The sequence below is a fragment of the Thermosporothrix hazakensis genome (assembly GCF_003253565.1).
GTDB lineage: Bacteria > Chloroflexota > Ktedonobacteria > Ktedonobacterales > Ktedonobacteraceae > Thermosporothrix > Thermosporothrix hazakensis.
This window is the reverse complement of sequence record NZ_QKUF01000013.1, coordinates 89,578-110,281: the sequence shown is the minus strand read 5'-3', so window position 1 is coordinate 110,281 and position 20,704 is coordinate 89,578. Positions and strand designations below refer to the sequence as shown.

The window sequence follows — 20,704 nt, the reverse complement described above, 5'->3', positions numbered from 1 at the left end:
GTTCTTCTTTCAACGACCCGACTTGCCACGTCTCCCTTTGGAAGACGCAGGAGAGGCCAGGTCTCCAGAAGCGTTTCGTCCCGTGGGACGGGTTCCCGTATGCCCTACGGTACCGTTTGAAACGGATTGGAGCGCTTCATGCAGGATATTCAACGCGGCATTGTGATCGCGATCAAGTACTACTCCACAGCCAGTACAAACATGGGTGCGAACGCTAAGCGATTTCTTGACCATCGTGCCGCATTCAGAACATTTCTGGCTGGTGAAATGGGGCGCAACGGCAATCACCGGAATACCATGCAACAAGGCATAAAGGCAGGGGTTTTACGGGGCGGGTTGATAAAGCCTAGCAGGCAGAAAGCCCCATCGGATAGCCCTGCTTACACAGCGTTTCAGCAGTTGCTTGCATCTGCTTGAGCCACTTCTTTTCCTCCTCAGTACGAGCCCCATTCAGAAGCTGCTTCGTGTAGATGTTGGTCATCTGCATGGAAAGGCCAAACGTTTTTTCTTTCGCTTGACACTTCTCTTTGCAGAGATCTTTCCAGTTTTTGAGGAGAAGTTCAAACATTTTCCAATGGTATTCTTGCTCGTGCACCAATATCTCACTGACACTATATTGGACAACAGTAAAGCGAGCAGCTTCAGCAAGCATAAAAGCAAGGATCTTTACAGGCCCTTCCGTCAACGCCTTAATATCACCCAGCACCCATTTTCTGCCCTGCGCAATAGCATCCTCAATCCCTGACTCGTTCAGTATCTGATCCTTCTCGCTGTAGTTAATCAAGTCTTTCGGGATCTCTTTCCAGTTCCCAACCTTGCCCCCCTTTTCGGCATTTAAGTGAGAGATGTAGGCATCAGCCGTTTTTATCCGCACCAGAAGTTTGCTTTCTTCAGAGGTTGCGACCTTGATATCAAGATTCTCCCCCTTTTCAGGCACCTTGAGTTGCTGCCTGATTGTGCTAATAAAGCCATGATAATCCGCTATTTCAATCCAGGAAGCACCAGGAATTTGAACAGCATAGCTGTACATTCTTTTCCTCTTTCTTTCTTACTCACTTTTATTGTAACATAATGGAAAATCAAGCATACACACATAGAAGCAGCCTTATATTATAATCTCCAGTACAATATATATATATAACTTTATCGATATAAAGAAATAAAATAGCAATTTCTTGATTTGTATAAATACAAGGTGGTATTATGACAATAGATCAGGGTACAGTTGGAAGAAGAGAGGCCAACCTACATAGTCTGCATAAATATGCACACATTGATGGAAGTGAGGAGATTTCATGCTTCATTATCTTACAGATGTATTGGGTATCGAGGGTGTTGTTGATCGTCTCTATGGAGTGAAATGGATACCAGGCAAGGAAAAAGAATGGAATTTCGCTACGTGCTCCCCTTCTAATACAGAAGAGCCAGGAATCTACCTTGCTTTCCATCATCGAAATCTGGTTAGCCAGATTGATTATTTCGGCAGACAGCCAGGCGGTCCAGGGGTTATCTATCCTGTTCCGCCAAACCCTCCGAAGAAGCTACAACAATTTCTTCAAGCTCAGGGATTAGAGGTTTCTGATGAGAAGCTCAAAGATATCGCTGGGTTTCTGGCATATGTACTGAATTGTCTCAAGCTCATCGAGCAAGTGGATACCCTGGGACTGCTTCCTGCTCTGCGAGAGGGTCGTTTCCCTGTGTTCATTATCCCGGCAGCTCAGCAGAATCGTACACTACCCCTGGAGAATGAGCACGCGGTCTGTCAGCTTACGCAATGGCTCCTCTCTGCTGAACACGCCAATATTGCAGGCCCCATCTCTGATCTGTTGTACCAGCGTTATGCCTCGCTCCCTCAATCGCAACGCCTTGACCGTTTTCTACAGGACCTTCAAGAGTTCCCCTTGCGCTCTCTTTTCCTGGACAAAAGTCAATTTTCATCTGGCTATTTCAATGCAAAGCTCAAACTGAGTAAGAATTTCTGGCTCGACTGGCTGGCTGGAAAAAAGATAGACATTTATATCCAGCAAACTGAGAATCAAGGGATCAAAACCCGAGAGTATTTTCTTCTGGCCCTGCTGATGCTGCTCTATCCTGTTTCTCCTCCGGGCCCGGGAACAGGAGCTATTATTGAGTTCAATGCCCGTCGCGAAGGGCATAATGTCCCTGAACAGCCTGACTTTCGTCCGCCTGCAATAGGACTTGTACATCAGCTTGTTCACGCACAATATTGCTGCGCAGGCGCTGCGCCCGGCTATGCACACAACCATTTTACAACCACTGCCGCGGAACTTCTCTTTACCGGTATAGAGCCGTTCAACCAGATTTCAGAGGGGGAAGCAACAACCTGGAAGTACGTTTCAGAGAACAGCATTCGCTCCTCGTGGAACAATGTAAAAAACCCTGATGCCTCAAATATATGGGCACATCCAGAACAGAGGACAGCCTTTGAACTGGCCGGAAAGAATCTCAAGCAGAAACGAGAAGCACTCAGGCTTATTTAAGGAAGGAAAGCAGGGGAAATATGTCGCTGGAGAAGATACAACAGGCCCTTCTGGACCTGAAGCAGCAGAGAACGCTTACACTCTCGGATATCGCCCGGCTTGTTCCAGGCGCTGCTCTGACATTGGAACTGCTCCCACGTATTGAGGCGATACAGCTTCCAGGTGTCCAGATTCGGCTTGAGCAAGAACGGCTGACCCTAACCGATACCATCACCTGGGGCAAAGTGAACGAGATCGCGGCCACGATCACGATAACATATGATCCTGCCAGTTCACAACAATACCTGATCGCATGCTCTTTTCAAGTAAAGCAGACACTGGCGATACCAGGAATAAGCTGGCTTGCAATGAAGCGTTTTCAGGTAAGCGGAGAGAGCATCCCTCTTTCGCTCGCCTCTTCGCTTGCCTCTCAGGCAGACATCGCCATAGAGACAGATCTAGTGGTAGATGACGTCTCATTGCCGCTTCGGATAGCCTCTGACCCTACAGCGGGAATTCAGTTGCAGCTCAGGCAGGAGGCAACACTTGACGCCGGAAGCGCACTCAACCTTGTGACCGGTCCGCAGAAGGACATTCAGGTGCCCGGGATTGGTCAGATTGCCTTACACCAGTTTCAGGTTTGCTTTGCACCACGTCGTACCCCGGTCGTTTCACAAATCAGTATCGAGATGGGTAGTCCTTCGGAGGGCCAGGGATGGGAAGTGCTCCCCTCGGTACAACTCGAAGAATATCGTATCGGAATCACCATTCTTGACCCACTGGGAAGCCGACGCATCAGCGGACTTGTCGCAGCCAGCATGAAACTTGGTCGGAGTTCTTTCGCAGTCACTGCCCAAAGAACAGAAACCGGAAGCTGGTTCTTTCAAGGTGTCATCGAGCAGGTCAGTGGCGAACTGTTACAGGATCTTGGCGATCAGTTCGGCGTGACAATACCAGAATCCTTGAAACGGATGACCCTGAAACATTGTGCGATCACGTTTGATACCAGTACAGGCACCTTTTCCTGTGCCCTTGAATTAGATATCACGCTTGCAGGTGAGACCTTCGCTCTGACCACAACCTTGCGCTTGAAACGGGTAGCGGGAAAGTATCAGCCCGAAATTCGAGGCACACTTCAGCTCGATAACGCTACACTTTCAATCGAATATGAAGAGCAAAAGGTGATCGGCGAGTGGAAAGATGAGCAGAACCCCCTGACGCTTGAGAAACTTGCTTCTGCCCTGAAGGTTGACCCATCCGAACTGCCAGATATTCCCTCTGAATTGACGCCCGACCTTTCGAGCGTTCGCCTGATCTATGACCTGTCGCAAGAGAGTGGCATTGCTCTGAGCGTCACATCTCCACATTACGGAAAAGCAGTGGTTGTCATCTTTCAAGATACAAATACGAAAAAAAGGCACTTCTTCTGTGGCATAGAAGCCGGACTGCCTGTCAAGCTCTCTGATCTCCCTTTGCTCGGGACGATCCTTGACCGAGAAATAACCGTCTCCATCGAGAAGATACACCTTTTGCTTGCCACTGTTATCATAGGCGAGCAAATGGCTGAACGGGTGAACAAGCTTATTGGGGAAGGCTACCCACATGTGCCAGCAACAGGCATAACCGCTCTCCTCTGCCTCTCGGCTGAAGCACACTTTGGCGAACTGGTGGTCCCTCTTACCTTACAACTGGGAGGACAACGGCAGACGGTAGCAGAGTATGCTGAAGCGATGCTCCTTCCCGGCAGATACGGTTTGGCTTTCTGGGCCTACGGAGAACAACAGACAACAGAGCTCATTACGCTGAGTACAACAGCAGATACCACTCTCTGGCTGGATGTAGAAAAGTCCTTTGGACCACTCAAAATCCAGAAGCTTGGTATGCAGTATACTGGCGGCAAACTGGCGATCCTTGCTAACCTTGCCCTTACCGCTGGTGGATTAACTATCAGGTTGGAAGGCTTTGGACTCAGTTCTCCTCTGAAACAGTTTGCACCACAATTTCTCATTCGGGGATTAAGCGTCACTGCCCAGGAAGGACCTGTCATCGTCAGCGGAGGATTAATCGGCACACTCGATCCGGTGAATTTCGTTGGCGAACTGATAGTTCAGACAGCAAATCTCTCGATTTTTGCTCTTGGTGCCTACACACAGGTACAGGACCATCCTTCCTTCTTTCTCTATGCAGTGCTGAACTATCCAATAGGTGGACCAACGTTTTTCTTTGTCACTGGCTTAGCAGGTGGCCTGGGCTTCAATCGAAAGCTGGTGCTGCCTGACGTTGAACATGTCGCATCATTTCCATTGGTAGAGTGGGCTAAAGGAAATGGCGATGTGCCATCACCACAGCCCGGCGAAGACATCGGAAAGAAAGTCAGCGAGGTCCTGGATACACTCATCAATAAAGGCGTCATTACTCCGGGCCTGGGTGATTACTGGCTGGCTGCCGGCATCCACTTTACTTCATTTGAGGTCATCGACTCGTTCGCATTGGTTACCCTGAGCATCGGAACCGACGTTGAAATTGCATTATTGGGGCTCTCAACGCTAACACTTCCACCACCCAAAGCCGGAGGCTCTCAGGTAATCGTTGCCCAGATTGAGCTAGCCTTGAAAGGGAGCTTCTCGCTCCATACCGGTCTACTGGCTCTATCAGGACAACTCACATCAAACTCCTTTCTCTTCTCACGGGATTGCCGTCTGACCGGTGGCTTTGCTTTCTACAGCTGGTTCTCAGGATCTCATGCAGGTGAGTTTGTAATAACAGTTGGTGGATACAACCCGCATTTCACCATTCCGGCTCACTATCCACAGGTTCCCCGCCTCGGGATCAATTGGCAAATCAGCACAGAGCTAAGCGTGAAAGCGGAACTCTACTTCGCTCTGACATCCTGTGCAGTCATGGCAGGTGGACGGCTGGAAGCCCTCTGGCAAAGCGGAGGAGTGAAGGCATGGTTTACTGTCTGGGCTGATTTCCTGATGCTCCTGCAACCATTTCATTACTATATCAGTGCAGGGATCTCCCTTGGAGTCTCTTTTGATATAAACCTGCTGATAACGCGCAAAACCATCACGATTACAATTGGCGTTGGCCTGGAAATCTGGGGCCCTGATTTTACAGGCAAAGCGGTTATTGATCTCGCCCTCATCTCGTTTACCATTCACTTTGGTAGCAGCGGACGACAGACAGACACCACAATCTCATGGAATAAGTTTGTACAGCAGTTGCTTCCACAACAAAAAACAACCACGAAGCTACTTACTGCCGGTCCAGATGCTCAATCAACAGCGGATCCTTCGATCTTGCATATCAATGTCACAAAAGGACTGACGAAAACACTCACTCAAGATACCTTTGTCGTCAATCCCGGAGAGTTTGAATGCACCGTTACATCTGCAATCCCGGTGAAAACGCTCCAATATGACTCAAAACTCTCACTTGCCCCTGATACGATGCAACCACAGAGAGAGGGAAGCGTTATTCAACCGAATACAGAGTTTGGTGTTGGTCCGACCGGAACGGAGAGTTCAGCATTCCAATCAACATGCACGGTACGCATTGAAACCAACCAACCAAGCACATTTTATCTGGTACGCATACTTCAGAACATCCCGAAATCACTCTGGCAGAAACAGCATTTCAATCAGCAGGGAGTCCCGCAGATTCAAAACCCGCTTCAGGATACAACGCTTACTGATGTGCTGGTTGGCGCCCGAATCCTGCCTTATGTCGATGCCCCTCGGCACACACTCCCGATTGCGCTGTCTATTCTACAATACACTACTGAACAGCCTCAATCTTTCTGGTGGAATGTTCCTTCTGTGGCAAAGAAAGACCCTTTTCGTACCGAGACTGTTGTAGAGACGATCAAGAGTGCAAAGGCGCTGACCAACCGCAACGCGTTACTACAAGCAATGGAAGCGGATAGACTCCTTGTCTCTCCCAACCTCCAGGTTGACGCGTTAAGCAACCCCGCAACATATGATCTGTTCGCACCCCCATACTTGCGTTTGCTTGGAGAAGAGAAGCCAATAGAAGGGCGAGTGTAATGAGTAAGGACGAGAAAAAGGTTGCATTTATTCAATATGATCTGCCTGCCTTAAAGGCGGGAAAGTATACCATCCAGGTCGAGCAGGCATTGAATACAGAGGCACCCAATCAGTTCGCACATGCAAGCACCATAATCGTGAAAGGGGAACGCTTGTCTTTCTCTGCTGACGATATCAGCGGTGTGTTTCCGCCCAACCTGGCAACCGGTGAATTTGATGGTGTTTTGCCTCATGTGGTCCTCAAGCGCTGTACCTTGCCCTGGGAACGAGCCTCTGACCTTCCCTCTGAAGAGGCTCCCTGGCTTGCCGTCTTCCTGTTCACAGATGAAGAAGCAGCCAGCGTGAAAATAGCGAAAGCGACCCCTCTGGCGCTGCTACCACAGGGACAGATAATGCAACAACAGGATACAACCCTGAGCAAGAAAGAGAATATTCTGAACCAGAATGGAGAGCACTTTCAGGGAACACTCCCCGCTGGCTATCTGTCGTATCCCGATTGGGCGCTTGAATACGGCGAATCCCCTGATGACGCCTGTATGGTGATCGATATTCCGGTAGAACTCTTCAGTAAGGTTGCTCCTGCAAAAGAAGATCTCCCCTATCTGGCCCATATTCGGCAGGTTGATACTATGCACGGGCCAGATAGCAATCAACATCTCCTCAAGTATGCAATTGTCCGGGGAAACCGGGTCCCTGCAATCGATACGCTCTCACATGCGTTTCTGGTATCGCTAGAACGCTTTGCTGAGTATCTCCCGGATGAACAGGGAGCAAAAAGCGGCAAAATACCCGCTGACACAACCTATATCCGCTTGCTCAACTATCATTATTGGCGCTTCACAGCCAACTCACGCGGCGCGATGCTTCGTACACTGCTCGAGAATCTGAACAAGACAACAGACGGGAGACAGAAACTGACCACGCTTCAGGTGCCGTTCGAGGGAATACCACCAACCGAAAGCGAGGTGAAAAGCGCGCTGGATAAACAGCAAGCAGGAACCACAACCGCGCAAGACGCCCGGGTACTTCTTCGGAATGCACTGGTACAGGGCTATGTGCCGCTCAAGCATCATCTGCGTCACGGAGGCGAAACGGTTTCCTGGTATCGCGGACCTCTGGCCCCCTCTACTGTCATGCCAACCTTGAAGACACCACTTTCTGGCCCCGACGCCGCAAACGCCTACAATCCCCTGACCGGCCTGTTTGATGTCTCTTATGGCATTGCCTGGCAACTGGGACAGATGCTCGCATTACAGAATACCGGTTTTGCGAACGAGCTGTATCGGTGGCGACGAACAACCCACTTCTCTCAGGCACTTTCTGCCCAGATGCAGGCGTTTGAGGCAAACCTGAACGGGGAATCTATCTTTAGCAGTTTTCTCCAGGCGCACAGGCAGTTTGCAGCAACGATTCCAGATGAGGTGTCACAATGGCTGGCACGCCTCCGCCTGCTCTACGGGATACCTTTTCACTATCTTGTGCCAGATGAACGCATGCTTCCAATTGAGTCATTGCGCTTCTTTTTCCTTGATCAGAACTGGCTACAGGCACTCATTGACGGCGTATTGAGCATCGGGCGCGTCACCCGGGATGGACGGCCTCAGCTTGATTGCTGCGATTATACCGAGTTTCATGGGAAGATCGCAGCGCGTATACACACAATCCGTCCGAACCGACGCCCTTTCACGACCTACAGAAATGAAACCCAGCAGTGCACCGGGTTTCTTTTACGGTCAAAAGTTGTTGCGGGATGGCCCAATCTTCAAGTAAACGGCTATGCGGATCAGAAGGGAACAGAGGAAATTCCCATCTTGCGTTGGACGAAGCTATCTGAGGATACCATGCTCTGTCTTTTTGATGGGGTTGTTGCTCTGGTCGCGCTTCATGAACCACCTGAACAAATTCATGCAGGGGTAGAGGGTGACCCGGGGCACTATACGACAACGCTTCGAGCAGTAACCGCAGGGCAGAAACAACCTGGACAGCAGCTTGATGGACAGACAGCACTTCCTACCCGCAGTGATAATCAGACCCTCAAGCTCGATGTAGCTCAGCGCACACTCAAAGAGACATTGAATAACCCTCCATTTGACCAGAAGCTCGACAAGGTAACATCGGCAGAATTTGCGCTTGAGCTGGTCAAGGGCGTGGTAAAGGTTGAATATTACAATAGAAATGTATAAAAGAGGAGAAGAGAAAATGGCTGGACTGCTGGTCCCGGTCGATGTGGCGGCCTTCTGTGTGGGAACAGTCGACGAGGAGACAACCCGCAAGTTTTCCGGGTTGACCGCAGCCTTTGATAAAGGACATCTTGGCATGGGCGTACCCGGGTTTCTGGGTTCTGATGTCACATGTGATCTACGCGATTCTCCTTATGACTATCTGGAGAGCGGAGTGCATCTGCACTGGGCGCTTCCCGACGCGCTGACGCATGCAACAGTGGATACAACAGGAGAAGTGTGCTTTCCGGCAGCTCCCAATCGCTGGCTTGTGACCCGGCTGCTAATTCAAGGGACAGAGCCACAAGCAAAAACGTGGATTATTGAAAGTGATGCACTCTCAGAAGAACAGCCAGCAGGGCAAAAGGTGATTACGCTGCCAGTTCATAATGACCCGGAACAGCCCTTTCGCTATGTAGGGAAATATACTGAATTCACTCCGACCTGGAAAGAGCCGGATCCCGCAACGGGAGCAACTCCCTTTGAAGCAGCGTTTGGCAGCCCCTTACATGCAGCCGCCAGCGGTGATATTGCTTTTGCGGCTTTTTATCCCAATTGCCGAAGCGTTTTTGGTTTTTGCGATACCCTCAAAGACCTATCCTTACAGGAAGGACAGAAAGCACTTCTCTCGTATGTCGTGATCGGGTGGTTTAGCAGACGTGAATATGACCCCTGTTACGCTTCTGCTTCCATACATCAGGAAAAGCTGTCAACCTTGCAAGAGCAGCAATCCTGGACATTTACCGAGGAAGAGCCTCCTGCCTATACACTATATCATGGCTTCATTCAGGGTCTCTCCTGGAATCCTCGCACGACCTACGTCGAAAGCTACGATCAACCCCTGTCAGTAGTCGCAGATGTGGCCGTCGGAAACACACCAGCCGAAGCCTTTTCCGCGTATTTCCGTGGGCAACAGTTTTTACAGACGGCTATTGACGAGCAGCTCTTTACTGCCTTTCAGGTTGGCGCCTTGCAAGAGTTACAACGCCCACAACCTGATCAACTGGCTCAACTGTACCGCGCGCTCCATACGCTGCAATTCAGTGCTACAGCCTCAGGCAAACGCTACACCATCGAACAGGAAACGGATACACTGCTTCCACTGCGCCTGGCTGAAGCGCTACGCCTGCTGAATGCCTATCAACAGGAAAGTGACAGTTATTATGCTGAACTGATGCAGTATCTCTGGCAGCTCTTCGCTGAGTGGTTTCGCTACTTTCATGTGGACATTCAAACGCAGCAAGCCGCATTTCAGGCAGTGCTGAAGCGGTATCAATCACTCTCTAACCTGGAGAAGAAGCAGCAAGAAGCACAGCAGAAGGCTGACAATCAGAAGAAGCTGGTGCAGGATATGCTCACTGAACAGCAACACTTGAAAGAGCTTCCTGCACCGATGTACTCAGCACCTGCCGAACCAGTGCTTTTACTTGGGGGCAACGGGCTTGAACGTGCCCAGCGTTATGGTGGAGATGGACGGTATCATGAGAAGGGCTATCTGGCATGCCGGCAAACGGATCAGGTCTTGACAGCGGTCACCATCCAGGGACAGACCTGTACAGCCACTCAGTTCGCTGCGCTCAGGCTTTCCGAAAACCTGCCTTATCCCGATACCTGCACGGCGCTCTTGCGTGAAGCCTGTCTACTTGATACGGCGTTAATGGCTGCCCGAACAGGCACAGCAGAAAGCGACCTGACAACGGCACTGGATGCAGCCCTTCGTGCACAGCCGCAACATATCTACACTTTTACCGGAATGCTTCCCTCGCCCGTTGGCGTACGCCGCTGGATGGGAGCGAACCCCTGGCTCCCAATTTTCCTGCTCTGGGAGGTAGAGTATGAGCCGCTGACTGCAACTGTCCAGGAGAATCAGCCACTCGACTATGACCCTCAGCTTTTTACTGGCAATTATACTATTGACCCCGAAACAGGAACCATTAAGTACAAAACGAATCCTGCTCATCCCGTTAACCCGAGCAAGCCAATATATGCGCAGCGCTATCGAGGATCGACTGTGCTTTCCTCACAAGCGACGCTCAATTTGCAGGAGCTGCTGGCTGCCCATAGCGACACTGAACCACTCAAGAAAATGCTGGATCATCTGAACGCGACACCAATTCAGACGCAGGCACTCAGCGGATTTGCCGCTGCGCTGCTGATGCGTGAGCAAAGCTTGCAGTTACGGATCCAAGAGCCTCCACAACAAATGCATGTCCCGGTTCCGATGCAAAATCTGACCAGGGCTCTGATACAAAAGAAGATCCGTGCGACCACAGCTCCGAACTTTAACAGTTTCTTTAACCCTTTGCGAGCAGGCTATATCAGACTTTCCTCGTTGCTGCTGGTGGATGCATTTGGACAACAGCGAACAGTGCTTGATCGCAATCGTCGCATTGCCGCCCGAAGCCTGTCACTGGCAGAAACATTGAGAACTACGTTTCAGGATCAGACAGTACCGGATGTTGCATTTTGTCAGCCTCGCCTTGCTCAGCCGTCACGTCTTCTGTTCCACTGGATCGCTGCGAACAGCGTCTCCCTGAACCAGACGAATATACATCCCACAACCTCCCCTATCTGTGGTTGGCTACTTCCTCATCGCTACACCAACAGTATTGCTCTCTACAATCAACAGGGCTCACCACTTGGCACCTTGTTTTTGAATGGGGATCGCAGTAAGGTCCGATGGCAGCCAGCGCCCGGCGAGGAGCGCTTTCTTGACCAACCACTTGAGCAGGTGATGCGATATGAAAACCCGTTTCTTCGTGATGTCAGCCTGATGTTACAGAAGAGCACACCCGCTTTCTTTCAGGCGTTCTGGGAAACACTCGATAGAGCCTGCAACGCGCTTCATCCACTCCCCCGGCCAGATATAGCACTCCCCAATCTGGTAGAGCGTCCGCTGGCCCTGGTTCAGGCCTCCCTGCGTCTGGAGCTCGAAGGAGAACCGGCCTGTAATCAGGATTGGGCAACGCTGGTTGATGGGCAATTCATCGAGACAGATAGCGGGATTACAAAGGTTCAGTTCCCGGTCATTCTCGGCCATCTCGAGCACCTCACAGATGGATTGATCGGCTATTTCAAGTCCGGGCAAACCACATTTGACCTTTCGACATTCTATTCAGAGGCCGCCAACCCGGACGCGACCTCGGGCGTCATCCGTCCCTCACAAACGACAGTCCTGTTAACGCCCAGGCATGCAGGTGAGAGCGAAGAATGGAAGCTATTACTTCTGATTGATCCTCACCTGCCAGTACATGCCACAACCGGCATTCTACCTGCACAGCAGGTACAACTTCCAGCCGAACACACCACAGCCTTACAGAGGCTGTCGATGACCTTCTTTCGCGCGCCGCTTCTGTATGGAGCCAGTGCGCTCACCCTTCCCCTTGCGCCTCAGGAAGGCTACCAGTGGTCCTGGATCGAAGAGGTCATTGAGGGTCAAACAAAGAAGTGGACAGTACAGCCAGATATCCACGCGGACAATGATAGTGCAGTCTGGGCCTATACCCCACAGCATATTACAGAAGGCTGGCTGCGCTTAAATCCTCAACTCCTCCTTTTCTCATTGCTTAATCCAGGCGGTCAACCCGTCGCGCAGCGGGCAAAGGCAAATACACTGACCCTTACGCTCAAGAACAAGTGCAAAAGCAGCATTGTCTTTCAACCCGGCCAATTACTTCCCGAAGGAGAGAACAATTATGGATCTATCCTCTACCTCCATTTTGGGGGGTTGGTGGAGAGCCAGAACATACCTGAAATACGGTGGAAAGCCGAGGGATGGGCCTTTCAGCGCTTCAATGATACACGCTATGGCAATTACTGGGCATTCACCCCGGTTGCTGGAAAGCCCATCACGCTCCAACCTGAGGAGGGCATTACCCTCACGCTGGAAAACGTGATCGTCACCAGTAGGAACGCTCAGGAACATGTGTATGTCGACTTCTATAACCTCGATGGTCTCAACAATGGCGTGTACGACATTCTCATTGCTGTTCAATAACAAAGGAGAAAACATGGAACAGGAAATAACCACTCTGGAACCACAGTTAACCTGTGAACTGCGGAATCATAGGGACCACGACAAGAATACCATCTATATCACGACGGATAGCACTTACAATCAGCTTTCCCTTCGGATCACGACAAATGTTGAGGCAACCTTCAAGCCTGCCTCACATCACGTTCCACCAGATCAAGGAGGGTCTGCGGATGGCTCTATGCTCTACCTGGATCTTTCCAGCCTGAATCTCTCCACGTCTGAGTTTCAGAAACTTGAGGCATCGGCTGCGGAATGGTCATTCCAGGCCTACCCGGATCAGCGCACGATTGGTATGACTCCCACTGTCCTTCAGACCCTGAAGCCGGGACCAGGGAACCAGATTGATATTACACTTGCCTCACTGACACTCTCTTCCCCTCCACAGGGAAGCGTTGTCTATCCTGTTGTCACCTACTTCCATGTTCCATCTATTACTGATGACGAGATCGGGCAGTTTGACACCTTATCCGCCACGCTTCAGGTGCCGCCTGACACGCACAAACGAGAGTTGCAGCGCGATATTCAACTGAGTACAGACACGAACGCGATTATTACCAGCGATGAGGAGCATACAGTTGCGAACTTCTTTACGCTCGCCTTTGGACCGGGTCCTGAGGGAAAAGAGGTCAAGGCTGGCCCTGCAACCGCATTCGTACTCACCTTTGTCTATGGCACAGGCTACGGATATGGAGCCTTGACGGATATTCAGCATGCGCGCGATATCAAGGTAACTCGTGGCCTGAATGCAGACGAATGGCATATTGAGTCTGACACAACCTTACAGAACCCTTCATGGAAGCTAACACCTCCTGTTGGAAAGCCAATCATTGGGACCGGCCCTCAATCCAACGTCGCCTTCGACGTCACGAATATTGTCACCCTTTTCCGTGCCGGGCCCACTTCACTTCTGCTAACCTATCAAGGCATACCTGGCTACCAGGACGGCTCTTTTATCCTGCCACTCTATAAGATCCCGCATGTACAGATCAGTTCATTGCAGGTTGAGCCGAATCCGACCTATCTGACCGAGCAAAAGGCAGAGGTCACCGTTCGTTGGCAGACAAAGAATGCAACCTCACTCTTGCTTGCACCACTTTGTCAGGATGTCACCAATCTCACCAGTGTCCCGGCTGAAATCTTCACCACAACCCCCTTTACCCTGACAGCAAAAGGCCCGTATGCAGATCGCAATAATGTGGCCTATCGCACGGTCGAAGCAGTGGTACTCCCACGCATCAACTCGTTTACAGCATCTCCACGCTCCATCTATTACAAAGACTTTCCCTGTGATGTCACCTTTTCCTGGGCGGTGGATTCAAACGAGCGCATCAGGCTTGTGAGCAGCCGCGAGGGCACAAGTGGCGACACCTATGAGCCACTTGGCAGCGTCACGAAGTCCATTCAGCAGCCTCAGATGATGACTTTGATTCCCATTTCGCAATATCAGGAAAACGTTCAGAATCGGAAGCTGGTCCTTTCTGCCTTTAAAACACAGCACCAACGCTATCCACTCGCGCAAAAGGCACGTCTGGTCGCAGCCTCTCCGACAGCACCGCTCACAGCTCTGGCGCATGAGCATCAAATCTCATTTATTGACAACGCCCTCTATCAGCCGATCGGAGAGCCGCTTGCAACCGGAGACACACCCTATCTGGCCTTCGCGCCTGATGGGAGCTTTGTCTTCGTTGCCTCAGGAGATGGACAGCTTACCCTGATCCATATACAGGAGACGCAAACACGCCCTTATTACACTTTTCAGTCTGCTGCGTTGCCAGATGTCAGCGATAAACCAACGGCTGTCGCGATTTCGCGAGATGCGAAAACGCTGTTTGTGACAACACAAGATGCCCACCGTGCGGGCAAGCTGGTCATTCTGATGCAGGAGGGAAACACATACCACAAACAGGGCGAAGTCGCGGTCGGGAAAGAGCCAACAGATATCGCGCTTGACCCATCCGGCGCCCGGGTCTACGTTTCTAATGCCGGCGAGAACACCATTTCGATCATTGGTGTAGATGCAAAGCGAAACTATGCCCTGATAAGTACGATTGGCAATATCGGACAACAGCCGCGTGGACTTGGTATTACCCGTGATGGTCAGATCTTGCTGGTAGCCTCCGCAAATGGGGTGTTTGCTTTGAGTACTTCCTACCCCGATGGTTCACCACGCCAGCATCTTCCTGTAGAAACACCTGTCTCTTTCGCAATGATGGCAGGTGGGAGATATGCCTTTGTCTCGCTGGAAAAGAAGAACGCGCTTGCCTTGATCGCCTGTGGTACCTTGCCAAAAGATTGTAAGGTGCTGGAAGAAAACATTCAGGTAGGGGAGAAACCAACAGGTGTCACGGTCACACTCGACGATGGATTGGTACTGGTTACCAATACTGGCGATGCTTCAATAAGTGTGTTGACGCTTGCGACCTATGAGGCAGAAACGACTTCCATTCCCTCAGTCGAAAAACCAACCGGAGTCGTTGTGACACCAGATGCAAAGCAGATCTATTCCTGGCATAACGCACTGATTCGAGATATCTTGCACCCGAAAGATATTCCCGGTCTCTCCGTCTATGACCGAATTTCAGGAATCAGCACGACTCACCTGGAAACGACCGATCTGATCACCTGTGCTGTTCATCCTGACAAGAATCGTCAGTTCGCCTTCGCGCTTGAAAAGGCTTCGACGGATCTCCTTCTTATCGATACCGGGACGTTTGAAACGCAGAGGGTACCGCTGGAGGGAGGACACCAACCGCTTCTACTCGACGTTTCTGCAAATGGAGAACGCCTGTTTCTTCTATGCGACGATAAGCAACGCTATTATATGCAAGTTTTTGACATCACCGGACAGACACCGAAAAAGCTTGCAGAGAAGGAACTTTATGAGCATCCATCCACCAAGGGGTTCAAGTCTCTCTGTGTGCTGGCCGATGGCTCTCAAGCGTTTGTAACGGAATCAAGCGTTCCTCTTCTGCATCAGATCTATCATGAGGAAGGAAGCTATCAGGTAAAGAGTCATGAGCTTGAAGGGAGGCCCGAGGCTCTGACTGCGCTCCCCGATGGCGCTCGCCTCTATGTGTTCAGTGTGAAGGACACAGACCCGGGTGCAGATGCAAACATGAATATGATCTCGGTCATCAATCCCAGGACCATGCATATCAGAACGGTGCATCTGGGCATTGAGCAAAAGGTTGCATCCATTCAGTATGTCGTTCCCTCACCGGATGGGACAGCATTGTTTGCAACCGATGCCAGCGGCGTGCGAATCGTTGACCCGGTTTCGCTTCGCCTGAGTAGAACGTACCTCTGGCCTGGAGCCACTGTCATTTCGTACGGGATCGCAACACAGCCCGATGGTGCAGAGATATTCGTCACCGATAGGGGCGGCTCTACGGTGTTCGTGTTACGTCAGGTGCAACCAGAGTAAAAAGGAGCAGGAAGATGACACAGACAAGCGGCATTTTTTTGCGCCAGTATATGGGCCAGGCAGAAACCTCCGCCCGAGCAGGATGGGCCAGCAGTCCCGATATCATCCCTAATGGGACTTCTCCCGGAGACCCACAACAGTTTGCACGCGAATATGATACAGATTTCGAGCAGCCGCTTCCAATGACTCGCACGAATTATATATACTTTCGCGGCAAAAATCTAACAGACGGGCCGGCAAGCGCAAATGTTTACCTCTACTATGTCGAAAGCTCATTGATTCTCTGGCCAAATCAATGGAAGGGAAAAGGTGATCCTTCCATCGTCAGGCAGGACGGGACCCAGGCGAATGATACCCTTCTCAAAGCGGAAAAGAAGGGAGAAATCGTCGTGTCTGAACCCCTGCTCTGGACACCTCCCCACCTGGAGGGAGGAAAGCACTACTGCATGATTGTCTGGATCGGGCAAGATGGGAAGAAGCCTCCCGACTTCGCAGGAATGCCTTCTATGGATGATACTCAGTTTCAGGCTTTCCTGGTTGATAACCCGTTTGTAACCCGTAATACAGTCACATTAACTCAAGCTCCACCTGACTATAAATATACGACACAACTACAGGGCACAACCGACGACTTGCTGCTTCATATCACTGTCGGGTTTCCTCAATTTCCCTCGGGCAATTACTCAATCAGCATTCCCGGTGTGAAGTGGCAGGGAAAAGATAACCTGTACTTTCAAGGCGCGATTCCGCCGGATGGACAGAATCACACCTACGAGATTGAGCTTCCCCAGAACTACAACACCTCCATTGTTATTGAGTACGATAAAAGCAGTGGAACGATCCCCGTTGGCGCCGCTGTTAAGATCGATGCCATACAACCAGTATCATCCTTCTCTCAGGCACGATTCTATGAGCGTTTCCCGCATCTCACCCTACCGTTAGTGTACTACGCTGCGGGTCATACTGCCTTTTCTACATGCATTCCAATTAAAAAGGGGTTCGTGCTGGGACAACAACGATGGGTACATAAGATTGAACAATAAGGGCTCAGGAAAGGAGTTTATGATGTCTGAGGGCCAGTTAAAGCCTGCCATCGTCTTGAAAGAAGCCATCAATGTCGGGAATACAGAAGCTGCAGTGACGTTTTCAATCTGTTTCCAACAGATCCCCGCTGATGGTGCATATTCCTTGTTCGTGCCGGGACCAGATGCCCGGAATACAATTCAGATTCCACTCGGCACGCTTCCACCAACATCGAAGCAATCTATTGTCTCATTCCAAGTACGGTATCCAGCACAGTTCACAACACATCTGGAGCTGTCCTATTGGTTTGGAACTACTATCCCTCCATGCTGTGGAAAAATCGATGTGACGGTATCTGCCACTGTAGAGAAAGCGGCCAGATTTCAGGAACACATCTTGCTTGAGCGCTCGATGCCGATACAATAGGGCCACTTTCTCTGACCCTGAAGCATCAGCATCTCTTGCTCCTCACGATCCACTTCCGGATCGTACAGCATGTCGCGGGCCGCCTTAACCTGGCCTTCAACGCCTTCTCTCATCGCTTCAAGGCGGCGAGAGAAGGCTGAGATCCCCGCGTTTCAAGGAAGAGAAACGCTCTGACTCCTTCACCATTCCGCAAGTCCCGAGCGAAGGAATGCCAACAAACTGAAAGGTGGAGGAGCCACGCGGCCTCTGCCTCGGTTCCCGGGCTCTTGAAATTATCCGCGGATCGCGGAATTGCGCTGCTGAAACGCTGTGGATAGATCAATTGGGCGCTCCCGGGTGCAAAATCTGGCACGCTTGTAGAACAGAATAGCATCGTTCTCACCCCACATCCTGCGGCTGGCGAAATAAGCCGTCAACATTAGCATATGGGCACTCAAAGCAAGCTATCTCATTGCTCGAGCCAGAGCAACGCCAGAAGAAGTACGACGGATGCAGCGTTTTCTACTGAGTGGTGATCAGACCCAATCAGGGAAAATGAGTCTTAAGCGGAGGATTGGCTAAGTTCCTTCTAGCAAGAAAGAGGTGCTGGTAGCATACAACCGCTTATCAGCTTTGCTCTTCGCCTTCATCTTGCAAGAGAGCCTCTATCTGTTTTTTCGCCCCCGCTGGAAGTCCATTGCTTCGAGAGAAGCAATAGGAGCCCTTCAGGAAAAGGGAGGCTAGCTCCCCAAAGAAGTTGCCCTCGGGCATCTCCCTCTGAGATACCGTTCCGGTCAGTACACCGGACAGAAAAAGCGAGACCATCTGAGAACAGGCAGCCCCGGGGATCCTCTCAGATGAACAATGAATCCCTTTTCTCTATCCTTGTTACATACTCATTTCTCGCTATCTATGTTCATCTCATATTCTATAGTCCCTTTTTCCCTGCAAATTTCATTCTAACACTATCCAGATACGTGGTTCTCGATCCTGTAACTACTTTATGTGTGATCCGGAGCCTTTGCTGTTGGGAAAGGTTGGGAAGAAGGCGCACATTTTCCCCTTTGCCAGGACAAGCCTCTATCAAACTGCATAAGGTTAGCGTTCAACAATCCACGCACCCCTGGCACAAGCTGCCTGTCGCTTTGAGATCAGCTTCAATCTCGCAGATATCACCCGCGAGAATCACGAACACGGGTGATGGTTTTCCGTTCCTTCTGCTCTATACTTCTCTTCAGAGACAACAGAAATGTTGAACCTGGTCTCACTGCCAGCAGAAACATGCACCTGACAAGAAAAGATACGACACATATTCTAAGGAGAAAAAAATATGCATACAGCAAAAGAACTGCACGTCATTTTCGGCACCGGCCCGGTCGGGTTCTCCCTTGCTGAGGAACTCCTTGCCCGAGGAAAACAGGTTCGCCTGGTCAACCGCAGCGGCAAAGGAGCGGTTCCCAGAGGTGCAGAACTGGTCGCTGGAGACATTTCCAGCCTCGCGGTGGCTCGCGAGCTCAGCGAGGGGGCGGCAGTGATCTACAACGCCACCCATGCCCCTTACGAACAATGGCCAGAGGTATTGCCTCGCCTTCAGGAGAATATGATTGAGAGTGCGGCGACCCACGGGGCAACACTTGTTGTCATTGACAATCTCTATCTGTATGGGGAAACACATGGACAGCCCATGACAGAAGCAATGGCTCACAGAGCCACATCCCGCAAAGGGCGTCTTCGGGCCGAACTGATGTGGGGTTATCTGCAAGCGCATCAAGTGGGCAAGGCCCGCGTTGTCATCGGGCGTGCGGCTGACTTCTTCGGTCCACGAGCGCTCAATTCATCTCTGGGACAATATGTTTTCCCTGCGGCCCTCTCGCAACAGCCGGTTCTGGTTCTGGGAAATATCGATCTTCCTCACAGCTACAGCTATATGCCCGATATTGCTCGAAGCCTGATCATTCTGGGAGAGCGCAATGAGGCTCATGGAAAAGAATGGCTCTTACCAGTTGCTCCTGTCATCTCAACGCGTGAGGTCATCCAGCTCATCGAGCAGGAACTGGGCTACCCGCTGCACCTCTTCTCGGTTCCGTCCGTAGGCTTCGCGCATGAACAGGGCATTTTCGACCAGGCTTTTGCCGAAGAGTACAGCGAACTCTTCTACCAGTATACTGAGCCACAAATTGTCGATTCGAGCGCCTTTGAACAGGCCTTCGGTTTGCATGCAACACCGCTGAAAGAAGCGCTTGCGACTACGATCTGCTGGTATCAGACACGCTAGGACAAACGCTCAGAACGGTACACAGAGAACTCCACGACAGACATCCTCTGTGTACCTTTTTCCCTTCTGCGCTCTTCTGAGAAGCGATTGCCCCTGAACTGCAATATCCTCTTCTATGTGTGGCATAGCCCGAATACGGACAAACAGATATTCTATTTAACTGCGCGGAAGTAGCCCCCGAATAAAAAGAGCAAGAGAGCTTTTCAGATACTCTAATGCCTCTCCCTGTGATCTCATACCCCCAAGCCAGCTTGTCAGGGTCATATAATAGATCGAGAAAAAATTAGCGCTTGCAAGTTGCACATCGATATCAGGAGCGACCTCACCCCGCTCCTGAGCCCGCTCGACCAGTATCGCCATTTTTTCCAGAAAAAAGCTGAATTGTTCGATATGTGAGCTATGCAGGCGGTCCGCTTCATGAAAGAGAACCTCTTTAATATACGCATAAGCATCATCGGGCCGCTGCTCATACAGATGAAAGAAGGCCGTAAAGATATGCAGCAACGAGTCAAGTAAGGAGGCCGCTTCAGGCAGCGTCGCAAACTGTTGATCAGTGGTCTGCCGAATCACATCGCCATAGACCAACAGAAGCAGTTCGGATTTCTTCTTCACATAAAGAAAGAGCGTCCCGGTCCCGATTTCAGCCCGCTCCGCAACCTCAAAAGTGGTCGTCTCTGCATATCCTTTCTCTGCAAAGAGTTCTCGGGCGGCTTTCACAATGCGTTCCAACTTTTGCTGTTTATTTTTTTCTCGTAATCCCATTCTCCCCGTCCTGTGTGAAGATTCCAGGCGG

Annotated in this window: 10 protein-coding genes and 1 pseudogene; 8 read left to right on the top strand and 3 right to left on the bottom strand. The window is 50.9% G+C overall.

All coding sequences use genetic code 11. The features are described 5' to 3' along the window. Nucleotides 1-90: 90 nt before the first annotated feature. Nucleotides 91-312 (bottom strand): annotated as a pseudogene (locus EI42_RS18220) (zinc ribbon domain-containing protein); the annotation flags it as partial. Between the two features lie 34 nt (nucleotides 313-346). Beyond that, nucleotides 347-1,030, bottom strand: a complete 684-nt coding sequence (locus EI42_RS18215) for a hypothetical protein (protein WP_111324059.1) — start codon at nucleotides 1,028-1,030, stop codon at nucleotides 347-349. A gap of 265 nt (nucleotides 1,031-1,295) precedes the next feature. Here EI42_RS18215 and EI42_RS18210 point away from each other — a divergent pair, with 265 nt between their 5' ends. The 8 genes from EI42_RS18210 (at nucleotide 1,296) to EI42_RS18170 (ending at nucleotide 19,911) form a co-directional block, all read left to right on the top strand. After that, nucleotides 1,296-2,501, top strand: a complete 1,206-nt coding sequence (locus EI42_RS18210; RefSeq protein ID WP_111324058.1) for a hypothetical protein — start codon at nucleotides 1,296-1,298, stop codon at nucleotides 2,499-2,501. Between the two features lie 20 nt (nucleotides 2,502-2,521). Then, complete coding sequence (locus EI42_RS18205) at nucleotides 2,522-6,529, top strand: DUF6603 domain-containing protein (RefSeq protein WP_111324057.1); 4,008 nt, start codon at nucleotides 2,522-2,524, stop codon at nucleotides 6,527-6,529. Further along, nucleotides 6,529-8,712: a hypothetical protein gene (locus EI42_RS18200; protein WP_111324056.1), complete on the top strand. Its 2,184-nt coding sequence runs from the start codon at nucleotides 6,529-6,531 to the stop codon at nucleotides 8,710-8,712. Before EI42_RS18205 ends, EI42_RS18200 begins: the two co-directional genes overlap by 1 nt. A gap of 16 nt (nucleotides 8,713-8,728) precedes the next feature. Further along, the gene (locus EI42_RS18195; protein WP_111324055.1) at nucleotides 8,729-12,745 is read left to right on the top strand and encodes a hypothetical protein; all 4,017 of its coding nucleotides are present in this window, start codon (nucleotides 8,729-8,731) and stop codon (nucleotides 12,743-12,745) included. A 13-nt stretch (nucleotides 12,746-12,758) separates the two neighbouring features. Next, a complete protein-coding gene (locus EI42_RS18190) occupies nucleotides 12,759-16,208 on the top strand; it encodes a beta-propeller fold lactonase family protein (protein WP_170142731.1) in 3,450 nt (1,149 codons plus the stop codon). A 14-nt stretch (nucleotides 16,209-16,222) separates the two neighbouring features. Continuing rightward, nucleotides 16,223-17,251, top strand: a complete 1,029-nt coding sequence (locus EI42_RS18185) for a hypothetical protein (RefSeq protein WP_111324053.1) — start codon at nucleotides 16,223-16,225, stop codon at nucleotides 17,249-17,251. Nucleotides 17,252-17,270: 19 nt separating this feature from the next. Beyond that, entirely contained in the window at nucleotides 17,271-17,657 is a 387-nt protein-coding gene (locus EI42_RS18180) for a hypothetical protein (protein WP_137686321.1), read from the top strand. Between the two features lie 1,309 nt (nucleotides 17,658-18,966). Next, a complete protein-coding gene (locus tag EI42_RS18170; protein ID WP_111324050.1) occupies nucleotides 18,967-19,911 on the top strand; it encodes an NAD-dependent epimerase/dehydratase family protein in 945 nt (314 codons plus the stop codon). 156 nt (nucleotides 19,912-20,067) lie between these two features. On the opposite strand, the gene EI42_RS18165 is transcribed toward EI42_RS18170, so the two are convergent. Beyond that, nucleotides 20,068-20,640 (bottom strand): TetR/AcrR family transcriptional regulator, encoded by a 573-nt coding sequence (locus EI42_RS18165; protein WP_211326242.1) that lies wholly within the window; start codon nucleotides 20,638-20,640, stop codon nucleotides 20,068-20,070. Nucleotides 20,641-20,704: the final 64 nt, after the last annotated feature.